Source organism: Lutaonella thermophila, assembly GCF_055387725.1.
Window position 1 is genome coordinate 1,688,459 of record NZ_AP043783.1, and the last position, 20,342, is coordinate 1,708,800.

Consider the following 20,342-nt stretch of genomic DNA (forward strand, 5'->3'; position numbering starts at 1 on the left):
CCCTTTATAAAATTAATAAATTACTATTTAATTAACTATAATAAAAAAGCTGCCCAATGGCAGCTTTTTTATGTATTGTATGTAAATAAAGGTTATCGTAAGGTAGCATTAAACTCTGCCGTAAAGTTATCTACAAGCTTTTTCATTATTTTATCAACCTGCTTATCTGTTAAGGTTTTCTTTTCATCTAAAAAAGTAAAACTAACGGCATAACTTTTTTTACCCTCCGGCAAGTTTTCTCCTTGGTAAACATCAAATAGGTTAACATTAGTTAGGAGTTTCTTTTCGGTTTTAAATGCCAGATTATAAATAGTTTCAAATGTTACAGAATCATCAACAAGTAAAGCCAAATCTCTTCTAACTTCAGGAAATTTAGGCAACTCTTTAAATGAAATAGTATTTAAGTTTTTATATGCTAAAACAGCATCCCAATTAATATCAGCATAAAGCACTTGCTGTTTAATATCGAATGGCTTTAGTAAAGCTTTTTTAACCACTCCAAACGAAGCAAAAACGGTATTATTAAATGTTAGCGATATACCTTCAGAAAACATATCATTAGATAACGGTACCGTTTTAAAATTACTAATACCTAAACGCTCAAAAATTGCAGTTAAAATACCTTTAACATAAAAGAAATCGCTTGTTTTAGGCTTATTTAACCAATTTTCTTCGGCTTTATTTCCGGTTACAAAAAGCGCAAGATGTTTACTTTCTTGGTAAGCATTATCACTTGTTTGATAGGTTTTGCCAAATTCGTATAATTTTAAATTACTACGCTTTCTGTTAATATTATGTGCAATAGCTTCTAAACCATTAAAAAGCATTGTTTGGCGCATAACCGCTAAATCATTACTTAACGGATTAAGTACTGCAACGGTATTGCTGCTGTTTATGGTTTGTGTAAGCTCTGTGTATGATGATGTAGTTAAACTATTGCTCATGATTTCAAAAAATCCTTGAGCTGTAAGTTGGTTTCCAATAATATTTTGAAGTTTGTAATCTTCTACAGCAGATGTTTGTGCAATAGAGGCATTGAGTTTACTGGTTACTTGAATTTTATTATAACCATACACGCGTAAAATTTCTTCAATAACATCAGCTTCGCGTTGTACATCTACACGGTATGACGGTATTGTTAGTCCGATACCACTTTCTGTAACGTTGTTAATTTTAATTTCCAGCGAGGTTAAAATAGATTTTATGGTTTCTCTCGGAATTTCTTGCCCGATAAGTTTGTTAACCTTATCGAAGGTTAAAAACACCTGAAAATCATCAAACTTTTTTGGATAAACGTCTATTAACTCGCTGGTAATTTTACCTCCGGCTACCTCTTTTATTAGCAAGGCTGCACGCTGTAATGCGTATTCTACTTTGGTAATATCTATACCTCTTTCAAATCTAAATGATGCGTCTGTACTTAATCCGTGTCGTTTAGCTGTTTTCCTAACAGAAACCGGATCAAAATAGGCGCTTTCTAAGAAAATAGCTGTTGTGTTTTCTGTAACCCCAGAGTTTACACCACCAAATACACCGGCAATACAAAGTGGTTTTTCTTGGTCACAAATCATTAAATCTTCTTCATGGAGTGTTCTTTCTACCTCATCTAATGTTGTAAACTTAGTGCCGGCCGGTAATGTTTTTACAACTATTTTATTGCCACTAATTTTATGGGCATCAAAAGCGTGTAAAGGCTGCCCAAGCTCGTGCATTACATAATTTGTAATATCTACCACATTATTTTTTGGGGTTAGCCCAATAGCTTTTAACCTGTTTTGAAGCCAAGCTGGAGAAGGAGCTACTTTAACACCAGATATAGTTAAACCACAATATCTGGGGGCTAAATTATTGTTAACAACATCTACATCTATACGTAACGTGCGCTCATCAACTAAAAAGTTGCTAACAGAAGGAGTTATAAGCTCTAAGTTTATTTCTTGCTGTAAAAGTCCGGCTCTTAAATCTCTTGCCACACCAAAGTGGCTCATAGCATCTGCTCTGTTAGGAGTAAGTCCTATTTCAAAAACCGTATCGTTTTCTATTTTAAATACTTCAGAGCATGGAGTACCAGGAATCAAGCTGTCGTCTAACACCATTATTCCGTCATGACTTTCGCCCAAACCAAGTTCGTCTTCGGCACATATCATACCATGACTTTCTTCACCTCTAATTTTCCCTTTTTTAATTTTAAACGATTTACCCTCTGCATCGTATAAAGTAGTTCCAATAGTGGCTACAGGCACTTTTTGTCCTTTTGCAACATTTGGAGCTCCACAAACTATTTGTACAACAGTACCATTGCCAATATCTACCTTAGTAAGCTTTAATTTATCGGCATTTGGGTGTTGCTCGCATTCTAAAACATGTCCAACTACTACACCTTCTAAACCACCTTTAACCGATTGGAATGATTCTATTCCTTCTACCTCTAAACCTAAGTCTGTTAATAATGCAGCTGTTTTTTGTGCCTCCCAATCTAACTTTAAAAACTGTTTAAGCCAGTTGTATGATATTTTCATAAAAAGATGAAATTTTTACAAGGTGCAAAGATAGCGTAAAGCTACATGCTTACAAATATTAGTAGTATTAATGTTTATTTTATTAAGGCAAGAAAGCGCTATTATTAGCTTGTTTTATGTTTTTTATGATTAATATGCTGAATATCAGCTGTTATTTAACATAAAGGAGCATAAAATTAACACAGCTGTAACACCACCTCTTTTTATTTGCCATTACCTTGTAAAAGTACTAACAATCTAATTCAGAATATTATGAGACATTTTTTCTCTAAAGCCGTAATGGGCTTATGTGTAGGTTCTTTTTTTATAGGAACCTTTATTATGAGCGCTCAATTAAACTTGCCAAGAGGTAGCCAAATGGCTAAAGTATCACAGCGAGTAGGTATAACAGACATTACCATTGTTTATTCTAGACCTAAAGTTAATAACAGAGAAATATGGGGTAAGCTTGTACCCTACGGAATGAATAATTTAGGCTTTGGTACAGCTAAAGAATCTCCATGGCGTGCCGGAGCTAACGAAAACACAACAATTACATTTAGTCATGATGTAACTTTAGGAGGTAAGAAGGTAAAAGCCGGAACTTATGGTTTACATTTATTAGTTCATGATTCAGAAAAGGCAACATTAATTTTATCTGAAGACGCAAAATCATGGGGGAGTTACTTTTATAACCCTGAGCAAGATGTAGCTCGGGTAGCTATTAAAACAAAAGCAATACCACACAAAGAAATGCTTACATTTGAATTTACTGATGTAACACCCACAACTGCAACTGCTGCTTTAGAGTGGGAAAAAATGGCATTTCCTTTTACAGTAGAAGTTCCTGTAACCAATATTGTTTTACAAGATATTAGAGCCAAATTGAAGGATTCTCCGGGCTTTACAAGGCAAAACTGGGAACAAGCAGCACAATACTCTCTAGCTAACGGAGGAGATTTAGATGAGGCATTAGCTTGGGTTGATGCAGCTATTGCCGGGCAGTTTTTTAGCCAAAAAACATTTGCCAACTTACAACTAAAAGCCCAAATTATGAATGCAATGAATAAGCCCGAAGCAGCAGAGGCTATTATGACAGAGGCGGTAGATATTGCTACAGTTTTTGAGGCGCACCAATACGGAAGACAGCTAATTGCATCGGGTAAAAAAGAAAAAGCAATGCAAGTTTTTAAAGACAATGCCAACAAGTATAAAAACACATGGCCGGTAGATTACGGATTGGCAAGAGGATACTCGGCTAAAGGAGACTATAAAAAAGCTTTAAAACATTTAAAAATAGCTCACAAAAGAGCACCAGATAAGCTAAATCAAGATGCTATAGTGGCTAACTTAGCCAAATTAGAAAAAGGAATTGATATAAATTAAATGACAACGCCCGATTTTTTTCGGGCTTTTTTTTAGCTAATATAGTTCCACATGTTTTTGTGTTTGGTTAGCTGCTGGTAAGCTTTTTTAATGGTTAAATTCTCAGCACTTTTAAGTAAAGGATCTGTTTTTAAGATTCTAATAGCATGATGTCTTGCTAATTGTAAAATTTTATTGTCTTTAACAATATCGGCTATTTTTAAATTTAAAATACCGCTTTGTTGTGTTCCCATCAAATCGCCTGGACCTCTAAGTTTTAAATCTACTTCGGCAATTTCAAAACCATCATTAGTTTTAACCATGGTTTCTAAGCGTGTTTTTGCTTCGTTGGTGAGTTTATGGCTGGTCATTAAAATACAATAGCTTTGTTCTGCTCCTCTACCAACACGACCTCTTAATTGGTGTAGTTGTGAGAGCCCAAATCGTTCTGCACTTTCAATTACCATTACACTGGCGTTAGGCACATTAACACCAACTTCTATTACAGTTGTGGCGACCATAATTTGTGTCTCTCCTCTGGCAAATCGTTCCATTTCATAATCTTTATCTGCAGCTTTCATTTTGCCATGTACAATAGAAATTTGATACTGTGGTTTAGGGAACTCTCTTTCTATACTTTCATAGCCATCCATTAAATCTTTATAATCTAATGCAGATGATTCCTGAATTAATGGGTAAACAACGTAAACTTGTCTTCCTTTAGCAATTTCGTCTTTTAAAAACTTAAATACTTTAAGCCTATTGGTGTCGTACCTATGCACCGTTTTTACAGGTTTTCTACCGGGAGGCAGCTCATCTATTACAGACACATCTAAATCTCCGTATAAGCTCATGGCTAAGGTTCTGGGAATAGGGGTGGCAGTCATAACCAGCACGTGCGGAGGGATGGTGTTTTTTTTCCACAATTTTGCTCGTTGGGCTACGCCAAATCTGTGTTGCTCATCAATAATTGCGAGTCCGAGATTTTTAAACTGTACAGTATCTTCAATTAAAGCGTGAGTGCCTATTAAAATATGCAACTCACCACTTAATAATTGTTCGTGTATTATTTTACGTTCTGATGTAGGGGTAGAGCCTGTAAGTAATGCTACATTTATTGGCAGTTTAGTTATTAGCTCTTTAATACTATTGTAATGTTGTGTGGCTAAAATTTCGGTAGGAGCCATTATACATGCTTGAAAATTATTATCTAAAGCAAGCAACATACTCATTAATGCTACAATAGTTTTCCCACTACCAACATCACCCTGTAAGAGTCTGTTCATTTGAGCTTTACTACCAACATCTTTTCTGATTTCTTTTAAAACTCTTTTTTGTGCATTGGTTAGTTTAAAAGGCAAATGGTTATTGTAAAACTCGTTAAAAAGGGCGCCCACTTTTTCAAAAGGTAACCCTTTAATTTTCTTTTTCCTGATGATGTTTTTAGAAACAAGCTGAAGCTGTATGTAAAAGAGTTCTTCAAATTTTAATCTAAATTGTGCTTTTGCCAACAATTCTGCACTTTCCGGAAAGTGAATATTAAAAACGGCTTTCTTTTTAGAAATAAGCTGAAGCTCTTTTATTAGTGATGGCGATAAGGTCTCAGAGAAATTTGCTTTGGTTTCTAAAAATAATTGCTGTATTAGCTTACTAATAACCCTATTTGTAATATTATTACTTGATAGTTTTTCTGTAGAGGGGTAAACAGGTTGCATGGCTGTTCTGAGGCTTTTTTTATGCTCTTCTAACAGCTCCATTTCGGGGTGTGGCATAGAAAAAGTAGCTCCGTACAAATTGCATTTTCCAAAAATAACGTAAGGCTGGTTTAATTTAAGGTTTTCTTTAATCCATTTATGCCCTCTAAACCAAACCAACTCCATTTGCCCGGTTTCATCTACAAAAGTAGCAACCAAACGTTTGCCTCTTTTTTGTTCTACTGTTTTAATATGTATGATTTTGCCAATAATTTGTACATCGGCATTGTTAGGCTGTAACTGATTTATTTTATAGTAACGGGTTTTATCTATATACCGGTTCGGGAATAAGTTTAATAAGTCTTGATAGGTTTCTATGCCCAACTCTGAACGAAGTAATTTAGCTCGGTTAGGACCAACACCTTTTAGGTATTCTATTGGTGTTTGTAAAATAGCATCGTTCATAACAGCGAATATAAGTTACCTTAGTAAATCTTACAAAGTAAATTAAGTTACTAAATATTGTATTTTAGAAGTTAAAAAGGGAAGGGATGGTTAAAAATGAACAAGAAAAAGTAGTGCAAAACCACTTTATATTGTTAAAAGAAGAAACGGAGTTTAATAAAGAAACCATAAACAGCGGAATACTTTTTCTGGAACAAAACTTAAAAAAGGTTGATTCTTTAATAAGTTTACTTGAGCAAGAAACAAATGCAGATAAAGTAAATAGTTTAGTTTTTAACTTGCTTAAGGGTACGGTGCAAGATAATAATGTATATTTCTCTAAACGATTTAAAAATATAATTAACACCTATCGTTATTCTGTAAATAACAGGCTTAAAAAGTATAAAGACTGCAGCTATATAATGGATGAGTACTTATCTCTTTTACAATAAATTAAGCATGAGCAGGCTACGTTTTTTTACACTACTTTTTTGTTTGCTTTTTAATAGCATTGTTGCGCAACAATCTGATATTGTAGATTTTAAATCAATCACTTCTCATTTAACAATTAATCCTTATCAAGAAAAAGTTTCAGGAAAAGTAACGGTAAGTTTTTATATGCTAAAGGCATCAGATTCTGTTTTTTTAGATGCCAAAGCAATGAAAGTAAAACCTTTAAATGAAAAAGATTCGCAAATTTTAATATCAGCAACAAACTCTAAAATATGGTTTGTACACGCTTTTAAACCAAATAAGGAGTATTCTGTCTCTTTTTTTTACGAAGCGTACCCCAAAAAAGCTATGTATTTTATAGGTTGGAATGAACCCTCATACGTACAACAAGTTTTTACACAAGGGCAAGGAAAATATACAAGCAATTGGTTGCCCAGTATTGATAATATGAACGATAAAATAATATTTAATACCAGTATTACATTTAAAAAAGGGTTTGAAGTAATTTCTAATGGACAGTTAAGTAATGCATCAACTACAGATAGTACAAAAACATGGCACTATACCATGAAACATCCAATGAGCAGTTATTTAGTTGCCTTAGCTATTGGCAAGTATAAAAAAAAGGTAAAAAAAACTAAATCAGGAGTGCCTATTTTGCTTTATTATTATCCAAAAGATTCATTAAAAGCAGATTATACTTATAAATACACTACACAAATTTTTGATTTTTTAGAGCAAGAAACAGGAATTGCTTACCCTTGGAGTAATTATAAACAAATACCGGTAAAAGATTTTTTATATGCCGGAATGGAAAACACAACAGCTACTATTTTTTCTGATAGCTATATGGTAGATTCTATTGGTTTTAACGATAAAAGCTACTTAAATGTAAATGCACACGAATTAGCCCACCAATGGTTTGGCAATTTAATTACAGAGGTAAGTGCAGAGCATCATTGGCTTCATGAAGGCTTTGCAACCTATTATGCATTACTTGCAGAGCGAGAGATTTTTGGCGAAGATTATTACTATACTACATTGTTGCAATATGCTAACAACCTTTTAGATTTTGAGCAGCAACAAGCACCAGAAAGTCTTTTAAACCCAAAGGCAAGTAGTTTAACATTTTATCAAAAAGGAGCTTTAGCTTTTCATGTATTGCGTGAGTTAGTAGGAGATGAGGGTTTTAAAAAAGCAGTAAGTTCTTTTTTAAAGGAGTATGCTTTCAAAAATGTTACAGTTGCTAACTTTTTACAGCATGTACAGAAAGTAACACACGTTAATTTACAAGCATTTAGAACAAGTTGGTTACAGCAAACTAAACTGCCTAAAGAAGAACTGTTTAAAAGTTTACAAAAGAATAAAGTTGTAGCTAATATTTTATTGCTAAATAAAATAGGAGTTACTGATTTTTGGAATAATTTAAATCAACTTGCAAAAAAAGAGTTGTTTAGTAATGAGAGCTATGTACCACTATTGCAAACTATTGCAGCAAGATTAGATAGTTTGCCAAAACAAATTCAAACACAAATCATTAAAAAGGGGCTAGAAAGCAACACGTTAAAAACCAGGCAAACTATAGCAGTAGCAGCAAACACATTTTTTAAAGAACACAAACCTTTAATAGAGGCGCTTTTAACCGATGCAAGTTATGTAACACAAGAAAACGCTCTTTTTAATTTATGGTATTTTTTTCCTGAAGATAGAGTTATATACTTAAACCAAACACAACACACTATTGGCCTTCCTAATAAAAATGTACGTTTATTGTGGCTAACATTGGCATTAATAACACCAGATTATAACACAGATAAAAAGCAAACATATTTTAAAGAACTCTCTGAGTATACCTCAAGTTATTATCATTTTGAAGTAAGAGAGCTTGCCTTTAATTATCTTTACAAGTTAAACGCGTTTACAGATACTAATCTAAAAGATTTGTTACAGGCTTGTGAACATTGGGTTTGGCAATTTTCTAAATCGTCAAAACAAATGTTAACTACGCTTTTACAAGATGAAGAATATTTGAACAGATATAAAAATATTTTTTCCGAACTTAGTGTATCTCAACAAAACATCTTAAAGCAATACTTTAACTAATTATGCGGGCATTAGTAATTTCTGGGGGTGGCAGCAAAGGCGCTTTTGCAGGTGGCGTTGCACAGTACTTAATAGAAAACCTTAACAGAGATTACGACTTGTTTTTAGGAACCTCTACAGGAAGCTTATTAATTTCTCACTTAGCATTACAAAAAATCAACAAAATAAAAGAGGTTTACACTTCTGTAAATCAGCACAGTATATTTAGTAATTGTCCGTTTGTAATTAAAAAAAAATATGGAGTAGAAAACATTGGTATTAATCATTTAAACGTACTAAAAAACTTTTTAAGAGGAAGCAAAACGTTTGGAGAGAGCCATAACCTAAAATTATTAATTAAAAAAACATTTACCGAGCAAGAATTCTTCACATTAAAAGATAGCCCTAAAGAAATTGTTGTTACCGTATCTAATTTAAGTTTAAATCAAATAGAATATAAATCATTAAAAGATTATACGTACGAGGAGTTTATAGATTGGATATGGATTTCTTGCAATTACATACCTTTTATGACCTTAGTTAGAAAAAATGGATGCGAATATGCAGACGGAGGGTTAGGCACTATGGTACCTATAGAAGAAGCTATTAAACGTGGTGCAACAGAGGTAGATGCCATTATTTTACAAACAGAGGTTACCCACATAAACAGAATGCCTTCTAAAAATGCATTTTCGTTACTAACTAACATGTTTAATTTTATGTTAGACAGGATTGAGCATCAAAACATTAGAATTGGAAAATTTGTTGCTACACATCATAATGCAATTATTAATTTTTACTACACACCTACGGTACTTACAACAAATTCGCTTATCTTTAATAAAGAGAAAATGACCCAGTGGTGGGAAACAGGTTTCGCCTACGCTCAAAACAAAAGCGAAGAACTCAATGAAATTAATGTAGAAAATTAACATCTACACTCTTAAAACTAACGCTATGAAGGCACTGGTAATTAGTGGTGGAGGCAGCAAAGGTGCCTTTGCCGGAGGTGTTGCTCAATACTTAATAGAGCATCAAAAAAGAGACTATCAATTGTATTTAGGCACGTCTACGGGAAGCTTATTAATACCTCATTTAGCCAACAACCAAATAAAAAAAGTGTATAATATTTACACTACTGTAAGTCAGCGAAAAATATTTAGCAACAATCCATTTATTGTAAGAAGAAAGGGAGATAGAGAATATGTTGCCATGAATCATTTAAATGTTATTTGGCAGCTTATAAAAGGAAAAAGAACTTTTGGAGAAAGCAAAAACCTCAGAAAAAACATAAATAAACAATTCACTAAAGAAGAATTTGAGAGCATTAAACAAAAAAATAAAGAAGTAATAGTAACGGTATCTAATCTATCTAAAAATAGGGTAGAGTATAAATCAATAAATGATTTTACACATGATGAATTTTGCGATTGGATATGGATTTCTTGCAATTATGTGCCTTTTATGTCTTTAGCTAAAGTAAACGGTTATGAATATGCAGATGGAGGATTAGGATGTGTTGTGCCTATAAGAGAGGCTATAAGGCTCGGCGCAACAGAGGTAGATGCCATTATTTTAGAAGCAGAAAACATGGAGTATGATAAGGTTTTGGGAAGAAACCCATTTTCTTTAATGGTTAATTTATTTGGTTTTTTGCTAGACCAAGTAGAGCGTCATGATATTATTGCCGGAAAATTAGCTGCAATAAACAAAAATGTAAAGCTAAACCTATTTTATACACCAACTAAACTAACCGAAAACTCATTAGTATTTAATAAAAAACAAATGGCTAGCTGGTGGGAGCAGGGCTATGAATATGCTGCCAAAAAAATAGCAGCCGATAATGCGGCTGCTAAAAAAATAAATAAAGCAGTATAAGTTTTACCACAACTCGCTAACTTCTTTTTTTACAAAAGAAAGTGCAGCTGCAGAAGGAGCTTGTTTATCTAACATATCATTTAAAATAGTTTCTCTAAGTTTATCGGCAGAATCTACTTTATTGCTCATAGCAGCTTTACGAATAAGCTGAATACTTGCATTTTTTGCAGCTTTAATAATATTCCAACACTCATCACTCATATAAATTTGTTGTGATACGTTGTGTTCAAACTCATTTTCTATAGTTTTAATTAGTAGAGTCTCGTACTGTACCACATCTGATGAGGTTGGGCTAACGCGTATTAATAAATTAGAAGGCACTATGCGCTCTAAAAAAAGCGCCATTCTTTCGTAAGCCTGTAACCTAATTGGCATGGCATGTTTTTGAGCATCTTTTTGTAATAAAAAACGTCTTCTACCATCTTCGTTTTTGGTATGTAATCTAAAAAAGTAATAAGCAATCATACCGGCTACAACAGCCGGTAATAAAAAAAGAAAATACTCAAGTACGCGATCTCCGGTCATGGTTAATGTTTTTGTTAGTTAGTTTAAGTTGTATTGCATTAATGCCAGAACTCTAATTTTATTGTATTGAATGTTAATTAAATTTTTAAGTACCTAAATAATCAAAAACAATTTGTGTAAAAGTTTTTACCCCCAATAACAACCCACTTTCATCAATATAAAAATCAGGAGTATGGTGTGGTGCAGATTCTTCAACAGGAACATTTAACGGTTTTCCTCCTAAAAAGAAATAAAATCCCGGGACTTGTTGCTGAAAAAACGAAAAATCTTCGGCACCGGTAATAGCATCAGTTAAAATAACATTTTCTTCGCCTGCAACTTTTTGCAAAGTTGGAACAATAGCAGCTGTTAAATCAGGGTCGTTATAGGTTATGGGGTAACCTTTAGCAATTTTAATGGTTGCTTGGGCTCTGTAGGCTTTAGCAATGGCAGGAACCATTTCTTTCATACGTTTATTTATAAACGCTTGCATGTTGTAATCTAACGTTCTAAGTGTACCAACTATATGAGCTTCTTCCGGTATAATGTTGCTTCTAACACCACTACTAATTTTCCCGATAGAAAGTACGGCTGCCTCTTTGGTAAGTTGAGCCTCTCTGCTAATAATAGTTTGCAGTCCGTCTATAATTTTAACAGCAGCCATAATAGGATCAATGCTGGTCCAGGGGGTTGAGCCATGACTTTGTTTGCCTTTTACATGAATTTCAAAACTTTGTGAGGCAGCCATAATACCCCCGGGTTTGTATAAAATTTTTCCAACATCGGTTTGTGCAGAAATGTGTAAACCAAAAATAGCATCTACATCAGGGTTTTTTAATACCCCTTCTTTAACCATTAGCTCTGCACCGCCCTCTTCTCCGGGAGGAGCTCCTTCTTCGGCCGGTTGAAAGATAAATTTTACGGTTCCGGCAAAATCATTATTTTTTGCTAACACCTCTGCAACCCCCATTAATATTGCTATATGAGTATCGTGCCCACAGGCATGCATAACACCGGTTTCTACACCTCTAAAAGTGGTTTTTACGGTAGATTTAAAAGGCACATTGGTACGTTCAGTAACCGGTAGCGCATCTATATCTGCTCTTAAAGCAATTACTTTTCCCGGTTTTTTTCCTTTTAAAATTCCTACTACTCCGGTTTTAGCCACTCCTGTTGTAACTTCAATCCCTAAACTTTGTAAGTGTTCTGCAATTTTTTTGGCAGTATTAAACTCTCTGTTTGAGAGCTCAGGATTTTCGTGAAAATAACGTCGCCATGTTATAACCTTATCTTCTATGGCAGCAATATCTTTATCAATATTGTTTTGTGATACAGCCAGAAAGCTTGTAAACAAAGCAAAAATTCCAATTAATTTTTTTGAATGTAACATAGTAAACATAATTTTAGCTAAATATATTTATAATTGCATCAAAAAGCATGTATGGCTTGTTATAATTATTCACAACTTGTTTTTAAATTACGCCTTATATCAGCTAAATTTACCCTTTGTAAAAACCCTTAAAAATACAGTTGTTTGGAAACGTTTTTAGATGAACTGAATGAAGCTCAAAGAGCCCCCGTATTGCATAAAGACGGACCGTTAATGGTTATTGCCGGGGCAGGTTCTGGTAAAACAAGAGTGCTTACATATAGGATTGCCCATTTAATGCAACAAGGTGTAGATCCGTTTAATATTCTTGCATTAACTTTTACCAATAAGGCTGCTCGCGAAATGAAAAACAGAATTGCCCAGATTGTTGGCAGTAATGAAGCTAAGAATCTTTGGATGGGTACTTTTCACTCTGTTTTTGCAAAAATATTACGAATTGAAGCCGATAAATTAGGTTACCCAAGCAATTTTACTATTTACGATACGCAAGATTCACAAAGTTTAATTAGAGCCATAATTAAAGAAAAAGGGTTAGACAAAGACGTTTATAAATACAAACAAATTCAAAACAGGATATCATCTTTTAAAAATAGCCTTATTACCGTAAAAGCATATTATAATAATCCTGAGCTGGTTGAGGCAGATGAAATAGCAAAGCGGCCACGAATGGGAGAAATTTACGAGGAATACGTAAACAGATGCTTTAAGGCCGGTGCTATGGATTTTGATGACTTGCTTTTAAAAACCAATGAGCTTTTAAACGTATATCCTGATGTTTTAAAAAAATACCAGCAACGGTTTAAGTATATTTTAGTAGACGAGTATCAAGACACCAATCACTCGCAGTATTTAATAGTAAAAGCACTATCAGATTTTCATCAAAATATATGCGTGGTTGGTGATGATGCCCAAAGTATTTATGCGTTTAGAGGGGCTAACATTAACAACATATTAAATTTTCAGCGAGATTACGAAAACGTAGCCGTTTACAGGTTAGAACAAAACTACAGGTCTACCAAAAACATTGTTAATGCAGCCAACTCGGTTATAGAAAAAAATAAAAACCGATTAGAGAAAGTTGTTTGGACAGCCAACGAAGATGGCAATAAAATAAAAGTTCATAAACTCCTTACCGATGCAGAAGAGGGGAGATTTGTAGCAAGCTCTATTTTTGAAAACAAAATGCAGCATCAATTAAACAATAATGATTTTGCTGTATTATATAGAACAAATGCACAATCTAGAGCAATAGAAGACGCCCTAAGAAAACGCGATATTCCGTATAGAATTTACGGTGGTATATCATTCTATCAACGTAAAGAAATTAAAGATGTTTTGGCGTATTTACGATTAGTTTTAAACCCCAAAGACGAAGAATCGCTAAAACGAATTATAAACTTCCCGGCAAGAGGAATTGGGGCTACTACAATAGATAAGCTCACGGTGGCGGCAAACCACTACAAGCGCTCTGTTTTTGAAATAATGGAGCATTTAGATAAAATAGACTTAAAAATAAATGCCGGCACAAAAAGAAAGCTTGAAGACTTTGTAACCATGATTAAAAGTTTTCAAGTTTTAAACCAAAATGCAGACGCTTTTACCATTGCAGAGCACGTAGCCAAAAAAACCGGACTTTTATTAGAGTTTAAAAAAGATGGCACTCCCGAAGGAATTGCCAAAATGGAAAATATAGAAGAGTTATTAAACGGTATAAAAGATTTTGTTGAAGGACAAAAAGAATTGGCAGATAGCACCGGATCTTTAGCAGAATTTTTAGAAGACGTTGCCTTAGCTACAGATTTTGATAATGATACCGGAGATGATGATAGAGTGGCATTAATGACTATCCATTTAGCAAAGGGGTTAGAGTTTCCGTACGTTTATATTGTAGGGTTAGAAGAAGATTTATTTCCGTCTGCATTAAGTTTAAATACCAGAACTGAGTTAGAAGAAGAGCGAAGACTTTTTTACGTAGCCTTAACCAGAGCAGAAAAACAAGCTTATTTAACCTACACAGAAAGTCGTTACAGATGGGGAAAACTTATAGATGCAGAACCAAGTAGGTTTATAGAAGAGATAGATGATAAATATTTAGAGCTAAACGTTCCAATTAGCTCATACAGGTACAAACCTTTAGTAGATACCGATATTTTTGGTGATGTTGATAAAAGTAAACTTCGTTTAAAGAAACCAACAAATAGCGAGCCTCCTCGCATAAAAAAACCAACATCAGAGCAGCTTAGAAAACTTAGAAAATTAAAACCCGGATTAGATACTCCAAGTAGTACAAATGATGCAGTAAAACTTGAAGTTGGCAATAAAGTTTCGCATACCAGATTTGGAAGGGGAGAGGTGCTTAAAATTGAGGGGGTTGGAAGCGATAAAAAAGCCGAAATTAAGTTTGAAAACGGTGAGGTTAAAAGACTGCTACTACGTTTTGCAAAACTAGAAGTAATCAACTAATTTTAAACAAGTATTACAAAACAAGAAAACAAAGTGGCAGAGTTAATTAAAATATACGAAGAAAACCCAAATCCAAGAGAAATAGCCAAGGTTGTAAAAGTACTAAAGCAAGGAGGTTTGGTAATTTATCCAACAGACACGGTTTATGGTTTAGGGTGCGACATCACTAATACAAAAGCTTTAGAGCGTATAGCCAGAATAAAAGGTGTGAAGTTAGAGAAAGCTAATTTCTCTTTTATTTGTGCAGATTTAAGCAATTTATCAGACTACGTTAAACAAATAGATACAGCTACTTTTAAAATTCTAAAAAGAGGTTTGCCCGGGCCATACACTTTTATTTTACCCGGAGGAAACAACTTACCAAAAGAGTTTAAAAAGAAAAAAACAGTTGGTATAAGAGTTCCCGACAATAATATAGCGCGTACTCTGGTACAAGAGTTGGGCAACCCAATTGTATCTACATCTATTTACGATGAAGATGAGGTTATAGAATATACTACAGACCCGGAGCTAATTTATGAGAAATGGAGTAATATTGTAGATGTTGTAATTGATGGAGGGTACGGAGGTAATGTGGCCTCTACAGTAATAGATTTATCAGAATTTGAGCCTAAAGTAATTAGAGAAGGAAAAGGAGATATTGATATTATTTTATAAATAAACTAAAACAAAAAAGCCACGCTATTGCGTGGCTTTTTATATTTTAAGCGTAGCTTAATTAATATTAGGATCTTTCATGCCTTCTTCTATCATACTATAGAACTGGTCTAACTTAGGTAAAACAACAATTCTTGTTCTACGGTTTTTAGCTCTATTCTCTTTACTAGTGTTGTCTGCAACAGGAACATACTCGCTACGTCCGGCAGCAGTCATACGAGCTGGCGATACACCAAAATCATTTTGTAAAATTCTAACAACAGAGGTAGCTCTTAAAACACTTAAATCCCAGTTGTCTTTTATACATGAAGTGCTAATTGGCACATTATCTGTATGACCTTCTACCATAAACTCAAAATCAGGCTTGTTTTTAACCACAGTAGCTACTTTACCTAACACTTGTTTAGCTCTATCGGTAACTTTATGGCTTCCGCTAGCAAATAAAAGTTTATCTGAGATAGATACATAAACCACACCTTTTTCTACATTAATTTCAATGTCTTCATCATCTAAGTTACCCAAAGCTCCTTTTAAGCTCTGAACTAAAGCTAAGTTAACAGAGTCTCTTCTGGTAACAGCATCACGAAGCTTTCTAATGGTTAAATCTTTCTCTTTTAAGCTCTCAAGAGATTTTTCTAAGTTTTCTGCACCTTTTTTAGTAAGATCGGTAAAGTTCCCGATTTGTTTAATTAACTCACCATTGGTAGCATTTAATGAAGCTACTTGGCTTTCTAAAGATTGATTTTTTGCAGTTAAAGCTGCTTTTTCTTCTAAACAGCTATTTAATTTTACAGTTGCTGAGTTAAGTAAATCTTGGGTTTCTTTATGTTTAGCCTCTAATTCGGCATACTTTTTTTGAGAAACACACGAACCCAGCAATAAAACAGTTCCTAGACTTAATAAGGCAATTTTTTTCATAATCAATATTCAATGTTTAGGTTATTTTTTAACAATTCAAATTTATACAAAAAGCTAATTAGAGTATATGCATTTTAGTTAATGTTTTATTAAATGCATAAAGCTTTTTTTATTACTTACGAAATATTCGTACACAATGGATTTTATAAAGTAATATTTCTTAAAAGTTATAGGTTTTTTTCGTTTTTTCAGGTTGTTTTTGAGGTTTTTATAAAATAATACGTGTGATTTTAAAATTGCCCACATATGCGCAAACTTTAGTTGTATTACAAATCTGAGAGCCGCAACACCGTCTAAAACAAGCCTTGTAAAAAGTACAGTAAGCAACTTATTTTTTGGAAGATTTTTTGTTAAGCAATACAAAGAGTTTCTAAAATTTAAGTAAGTTTTCTGAGGGCTTGTGTTGTTTAACGTTCCACCTCCTAAATGATATACAGTGCTGTTACCAACATACCAAACCTCAAAACCTTCTTGTTGAGCTCTCCAACATAAATCTATTTCCTCAAAATGGGCAAAAAAGTCTTCATCAAAACCTCTTAAAGCAGTAAACACATCTTTTCTAACAAAAAGGCAAGCGCCACTAGCCCAAAAAATACGGCAAGTATTGTTGTATTGCCCGGTGTCTTTTTCTAATGTATCAAAAATACGTCCTCTACAAAACGGAAAACCATACTTATCTATAAAACCACCTCCGGCACCTGCATACTCAAAGGTATCTTTTTGTTTATACGAGCATATTTTGGGTTGCACAATACTAGCATTTTGGTTTTCGGAGAAAAGAGTAATTATTGGCTTAAGCCAGTTTTTTGTTACTTCTACATCAGAGTTTAACAAACAAAACACATCGGCATTAACGTGTTGTAAAGCATCGTTATAACCCTTAGCATAACCTCCGTTAGTTTTATTTTTTATGATAGTTATTTGCGGATATGTTTTTTCTATAAAAGCAATAGAATCATCTGTTGATGCATTATCGGCCACATACAAATCGGCTTCTTCAGAATACGCTACAACAGATGGTAAAAACTGTTCTAAAAGTTTTTTTCCGTTCCAATTAAGTATAACTATGGCTAATTTCATTAGTGATTAGGTTGTTGTAAGTATTGCGGAATGCTTTTTAAGAATAAGTATTGTTGTTTTTGATATTGTAGCTGACAATAATAGTGATGTAGCCCATTTGTAACCATTAAATATTGTGCTTTTAGGGTTAAATTATACCGAGCAATTTGGTCAAAACTATCTTGAGTTATTGTAACAGATGGGCGTTTACATTCTACCAACAAAAAAATACTTCCGTTAGGATTGTACACAACAACATCGTATCGTTTTAGTTGGTTATTTACACGCAACATTTTTTCTACATTAATAAGACTTTTTGGATATTTTTTTTCTTGAAGTAAAAATTTAATAACATGCTGTCTAACCCATTCTTCGGGTTGTAAAACCACAAATTTTTTACGAATTTCATCAAAAATATAGTGTTTATTTTCGCTATTTTTGATGCGAAACGTGTATGGCTTAAAGTTTAGCTGTTGCATGTTTTCAAAATTAACAAATTACACCAAACAAACCTCAAAACTTTTACTATAAGCACTACATGGAGCAAGCAAAACAACTAATTTCTGATATTACAAACAACAATATAAAGCCTGTTTATTTTTTAGCCGGAGAAGAACCTTACTATATAGATAAGATTACAGATTTTATTGCCGAAAATGTTTTACCGGAACACGAAAGAGAATTTAATCAGTTAGTGCTTTATGGGCATGATGTATCGGTAGCCGAAATTATAAATCAGGCCAAACGCTTTCCGATGATGGCAGAGCGCCAAGTGGTAATTGTAAAAGAAGCGCAAGCCTTAGTTAAAACAATAGAGCAGTTAGCTCCGTATGTTAACAACCCTCAGCCTACTACTGTTTTAGTTATTTGCTACAAGTATAAAAAAATTGATGGGCGTAAGGCACTATACAAAGCAGTAAAAGAGAAAGGAGTTTATTTTGAAAGTAAAAAGCTTTACGATAACCAAATCCCGGATTGGATTAAACGCTATGTGGCTAATAAAAAATACCGTATTAGTGATAAATCGTGTATGATGCTTGCCGAGTTTTTAGGAAATGACCTTGGGAAAATAGAAAATGAGCTACAGAAATTAATGATGATTATTCCTCCCGAAGTAGAAATCACTCCAGAACTTATTGAAAAAAATATTGGTATAAGTAAAGACTTTAACAATTTTGAGCTTCAGAAAGCCATTGCGCAACGAGACTTTGCTAAAGCCACCAGAATTATTAATTATTTTGCACAAAACCCTAAAGACAACCCACTTGTTTTAACTGTTAGTGCGTTATATAGTTTTTTTACAAACTTATTACGTTACCACGGTTTACATGACCATTCTAAAAAAACGGTGAGTGCAGCTTTAAAAATAAGCCCGTGGTTTGTTATAGAATATCAAATTGCAGCTAAAAACTATCCTATGAGAAGGGTTAGCGAAATTTTAAGTTATTTAAGAGAAACAGATACAAAAGGAAAAGGGGTAGGCGCAAGCGCAACCCCTTCGGGAGAATTATTAAAAGAGTTAATAGTTAAAATTTTTAACTAACTATTTTTTACTTAAGTAATTATCTAAACTGTATTTGCCAGATCCAAGCAATAAAATTGCTGTAAATCCGATTGCGTAAAGTAACGGAAATTCTTTTCTGCCAAAAGGATCGTCTGCATGAATTACAAAAGCAGCAACAAGCATAGTTATAATTGTAGGGATTGCTGCCCAACGTGTTTTAAAGCCTATTAAAACTAAAACAGGAGCAACAAATTCTCCTATAACAGCTAAAATTAAAGAGATAGTAGGAGAGAGGCCAAAAACCTCTGGGAACTCAATGTTTCCGGCTAATAATTTTTGTAACTTCGGAATACCATGTGTTAGCATTAACCCTGCAAAACCAACGCGCAGTAATACTAATCCTAAATGAGTTTGGGAAGATTTCATATTGTTTTTTTTATGATTTAAGCTACCAAACTACAAAAAAATAATAGAAATTTAAGCAAAAGGCAATTTACTTAAATCTACATTTCCGCCAGATATAATTACTCCGATGCTCTTGTTTGCAAAGTGTTTTGATTGTTTTTTAATAGCTGCTAAAGCTACTGCGCTTGAAGGTTCTATAACAATTTTCATGCGTTCGTATATAAATCGCATGGCAGCTATAATTTCATCTTCAGAGACACAAATAATAGAAGAAACATATTGTTTAATAATAGGAAAGTTGTTAGAACCTAACTGAGTTTTAAGCCCATCGGCTATTGTATTAGTGTTTTTATTAGCAACAATTTTTCCTTTTTTTAAAGATAGGTAAGCATCGTTTACATTTTCGGGTTCTGCTCCGAGAACTATAGAATTAGGTTCAAAAAAATGAGCAGCTAAAGCAGTGCCGGCCAACAAACCACCACCACCAACGGGAGCTATTATAATATCAAGAGATTTAACAGCTGTTAAAAGCTCTAAAGCTGCTGTACTTTGACCTAAAATTACATTAGTGTCATTAGACGGATGAATAAAAGTAGCCCCGGTTTTGTGAACAATCTCTTGGGCAGTTTGTTCTCTATCGGTTAACGTTGGTTTACACAAGGTTACCTGTCCGCCGTATTGTTTAACAGCTTCAATTTTTACGCTTGGAGCATTTTCCGGCATTACTATATATGCAGGAACACCAATACTTTTAGCAGCTAAGGATAAAGCTTGTGCAAAATTTCCGGACGAATGTGTAACAACGCCTTTTTGCTGTGCTTTTTGCGATAAATTTAAAATGGCATTGGTTGCGCCTCTAATCTTAAAAGAGCCTGCCCGCTGAAAATTTTCACATTTAAAAAAAAGTTGAGCACCAACCCATTTATTCACCAAGTTAGAGGTTAAAACCGGAGTTGTATGAACATACGGTTTTATGGTATTGTAAACCTCTTTTAGTGTTGCTTTAGATACGTTGGTGCTCAAATACT

17 protein-coding genes are annotated in these 20,342 nt (G+C 33.8%); 8 read left to right on the forward strand and 9 right to left on the reverse strand.

Features of this window, described 5'->3' with window-relative positions; all coding sequences use genetic code 11:
- Positions 1–92: 92 nt before the first annotated feature.
- Entirely contained in the window at positions 93–2,519 is a 2,427-nt protein-coding gene (gene pheT, locus ACZ5CF_RS07960; protein ID WP_464578715.1) for a phenylalanine--tRNA ligase subunit beta, read from the reverse strand.
- A gap of 252 nt (positions 2,520–2,771) precedes the next feature.
- On the opposite strand from pheT, the gene ACZ5CF_RS07965 reads away from it, so the two are divergent.
- Positions 2,772–3,884: a DUF2911 domain-containing protein gene (locus ACZ5CF_RS07965; RefSeq protein ID WP_464578717.1), complete on the forward strand. Its 1,113-nt coding sequence runs from the start codon at positions 2,772–2,774 to the stop codon at positions 3,882–3,884.
- A gap of 32 nt (positions 3,885–3,916) precedes the next feature.
- Here ACZ5CF_RS07965 and recG read toward each other — a convergent pair whose 3' ends face one another.
- Positions 3,917–6,022, reverse strand: coding sequence for an ATP-dependent DNA helicase RecG (gene recG / locus ACZ5CF_RS07970; protein ID WP_464578719.1), 2,106 nt, complete (start codon positions 6,020–6,022; stop codon positions 3,917–3,919).
- A gap of 86 nt (positions 6,023–6,108) precedes the next feature.
- Between recG and ACZ5CF_RS07975 the strand changes: the two genes are divergently transcribed.
- The 4 genes from ACZ5CF_RS07975 to ACZ5CF_RS07990 are packed head-to-tail and all read left to right on the forward strand — an operon-like array spanning position 6,109 to position 10,414.
- Positions 6,109–6,453 (forward strand): hypothetical protein, encoded by a 345-nt coding sequence (locus ACZ5CF_RS07975; protein WP_464578720.1) that lies wholly within the window; start codon positions 6,109–6,111, stop codon positions 6,451–6,453.
- A 7-nt stretch (positions 6,454–6,460) separates the two neighbouring features.
- On the forward strand, positions 6,461–8,557 hold the full coding sequence (locus ACZ5CF_RS07980) for a M1 family metallopeptidase (RefSeq protein WP_464578721.1): 2,097 nt from the start codon (positions 6,461–6,463) through the stop codon (positions 8,555–8,557).
- A 2-nt stretch (positions 8,558–8,559) separates the two neighbouring features.
- Positions 8,560–9,468, forward strand: coding sequence for a patatin-like phospholipase family protein (locus tag ACZ5CF_RS07985; RefSeq protein WP_464578722.1), 909 nt, complete (start codon positions 8,560–8,562; stop codon positions 9,466–9,468).
- Between the two features lie 25 nt (positions 9,469–9,493).
- Positions 9,494–10,414, forward strand: coding sequence for a patatin-like phospholipase family protein (locus ACZ5CF_RS07990; protein WP_464578723.1), 921 nt, complete (start codon positions 9,494–9,496; stop codon positions 10,412–10,414).
- A 3-nt stretch (positions 10,415–10,417) separates the two neighbouring features.
- Here the strand turns inward: ACZ5CF_RS07990 and ACZ5CF_RS07995 are convergent, their stop codons facing one another.
- Positions 10,418–10,939, reverse strand: a complete 522-nt coding sequence (locus ACZ5CF_RS07995; RefSeq protein WP_464578724.1) for a DUF7935 family protein — start codon at positions 10,937–10,939, stop codon at positions 10,418–10,420.
- A gap of 85 nt (positions 10,940–11,024) precedes the next feature.
- A complete protein-coding gene (locus ACZ5CF_RS08000) occupies positions 11,025–12,308 on the reverse strand; it encodes an amidohydrolase (protein WP_464578725.1) in 1,284 nt (427 codons plus the stop codon).
- 144 nt (positions 12,309–12,452) lie between these two features.
- On the opposite strand from ACZ5CF_RS08000, the gene ACZ5CF_RS08005 reads away from it, so the two are divergent.
- On the forward strand, positions 12,453–14,771 hold the full coding sequence (locus ACZ5CF_RS08005) for an ATP-dependent helicase (protein WP_464578727.1): 2,319 nt from the start codon (positions 12,453–12,455) through the stop codon (positions 14,769–14,771).
- A 33-nt stretch (positions 14,772–14,804) separates the two neighbouring features.
- A complete protein-coding gene (locus ACZ5CF_RS08010) occupies positions 14,805–15,428 on the forward strand; it encodes an L-threonylcarbamoyladenylate synthase (RefSeq protein WP_464578728.1) in 624 nt (207 codons plus the stop codon).
- Between the two features lie 57 nt (positions 15,429–15,485).
- Here ACZ5CF_RS08010 and ACZ5CF_RS08015 read toward each other — a convergent pair whose 3' ends face one another.
- From ACZ5CF_RS08015 to ACZ5CF_RS08025, 3 genes are all read right to left on the reverse strand, one after another.
- Positions 15,486–16,346: an OmpA/MotB family protein gene (locus ACZ5CF_RS08015; RefSeq protein ID WP_464578729.1), complete on the reverse strand. Its 861-nt coding sequence runs from the start codon at positions 16,344–16,346 to the stop codon at positions 15,486–15,488.
- Between the two features lie 78 nt (positions 16,347–16,424).
- On the reverse strand, positions 16,425–17,426 hold the full coding sequence (locus tag ACZ5CF_RS08020) for a glycosyltransferase family 2 protein (RefSeq protein WP_464578731.1): 1,002 nt from the start codon (positions 17,424–17,426) through the stop codon (positions 16,425–16,427).
- A complete protein-coding gene (locus ACZ5CF_RS08025) occupies positions 17,426–17,884 on the reverse strand; it encodes a type I restriction enzyme HsdR N-terminal domain-containing protein (RefSeq protein ID WP_464578733.1) in 459 nt (152 codons plus the stop codon). The genes ACZ5CF_RS08020 and ACZ5CF_RS08025 overlap by 1 nt, the downstream gene beginning before the upstream one ends.
- 59 nt (positions 17,885–17,943) lie before the next feature.
- Here ACZ5CF_RS08025 and holA point away from each other — a divergent pair, with 59 nt between their 5' ends.
- The gene (holA, locus tag ACZ5CF_RS08030; RefSeq protein ID WP_464578734.1) at positions 17,944–18,948 is read left to right on the forward strand and encodes a DNA polymerase III subunit delta; all 1,005 of its coding nucleotides are present in this window, start codon (positions 17,944–17,946) and stop codon (positions 18,946–18,948) included.
- On the opposite strand, the gene ACZ5CF_RS08035 is transcribed toward holA, so the two are convergent.
- Positions 18,949–19,335 (reverse strand): DoxX family protein, encoded by a 387-nt coding sequence (locus ACZ5CF_RS08035; protein WP_464578735.1) that lies wholly within the window; start codon positions 19,333–19,335, stop codon positions 18,949–18,951.
- Positions 19,336–19,386: 51 nt separating this feature from the next.
- Positions 19,387–20,337 (reverse strand): pyridoxal-phosphate dependent enzyme, encoded by a 951-nt coding sequence (locus ACZ5CF_RS08040; protein ID WP_464578737.1) that lies wholly within the window; start codon positions 20,335–20,337, stop codon positions 19,387–19,389.
- Positions 20,338–20,342 lie beyond the last annotated feature (5 nt).

Excerpts from the sequence above, each read along its gene's own strand:
- ACZ5CF_RS07995 (WP_464578724.1), bottom strand. The coding sequence starts at position 10,939 with ATGACCGGAGATCGCGTACTTGAGTATTTTCTTTTTTTATTACCGGCT.
- ACZ5CF_RS07990 (WP_464578723.1), top strand. The coding sequence starts at position 9,494 with ATGAAGGCACTGGTAATTAGTGGTGGAGGCAGCAAAGGTGCCTTTGCC.
- ACZ5CF_RS08025 (WP_464578733.1), bottom strand. The coding sequence starts at position 17,884 with ATGCAACAGCTAAACTTTAAGCCATACACGTTTCGCATCAAAAATAGC.
- ACZ5CF_RS07985 (WP_464578722.1), top strand. The coding sequence starts at position 8,560 with ATGCGGGCATTAGTAATTTCTGGGGGTGGCAGCAAAGGCGCTTTTGCA.
- recG (WP_464578719.1), bottom strand. The coding sequence starts at position 6,022 with ATGAACGATGCTATTTTACAAACACCAATAGAATACCTAAAAGGTGTT.
- ACZ5CF_RS07965 (WP_464578717.1), top strand. The coding sequence starts at position 2,772 with ATGAGACATTTTTTCTCTAAAGCCGTAATGGGCTTATGTGTAGGTTCT.
- ACZ5CF_RS08000 (WP_464578725.1), bottom strand. The coding sequence starts at position 12,308 with ATGTTACATTCAAAAAAATTAATTGGAATTTTTGCTTTGTTTACAAGC.
- ACZ5CF_RS08035 (WP_464578735.1), bottom strand. The coding sequence starts at position 19,335 with ATGAAATCTTCCCAAACTCATTTAGGATTAGTATTACTGCGCGTTGGT.
- ACZ5CF_RS08020 (WP_464578731.1), bottom strand. The coding sequence starts at position 17,426 with ATGAAATTAGCCATAGTTATACTTAATTGGAACGGAAAAAAACTTTTA.
- ACZ5CF_RS07980 (WP_464578721.1), top strand. The coding sequence starts at position 6,461 with ATGAGCAGGCTACGTTTTTTTACACTACTTTTTTGTTTGCTTTTTAAT.
- ACZ5CF_RS08015 (WP_464578729.1), bottom strand. The coding sequence starts at position 16,346 with ATGAAAAAAATTGCCTTATTAAGTCTAGGAACTGTTTTATTGCTGGGT.
- ACZ5CF_RS07975 (WP_464578720.1), top strand. The coding sequence starts at position 6,109 with ATGGTTAAAAATGAACAAGAAAAAGTAGTGCAAAACCACTTTATATTG.
- pheT (WP_464578715.1), bottom strand. The coding sequence starts at position 2,519 with ATGAAAATATCATACAACTGGCTTAAACAGTTTTTAAAGTTAGATTGG.
- holA (WP_464578734.1), top strand. The coding sequence starts at position 17,944 with ATGGAGCAAGCAAAACAACTAATTTCTGATATTACAAACAACAATATA.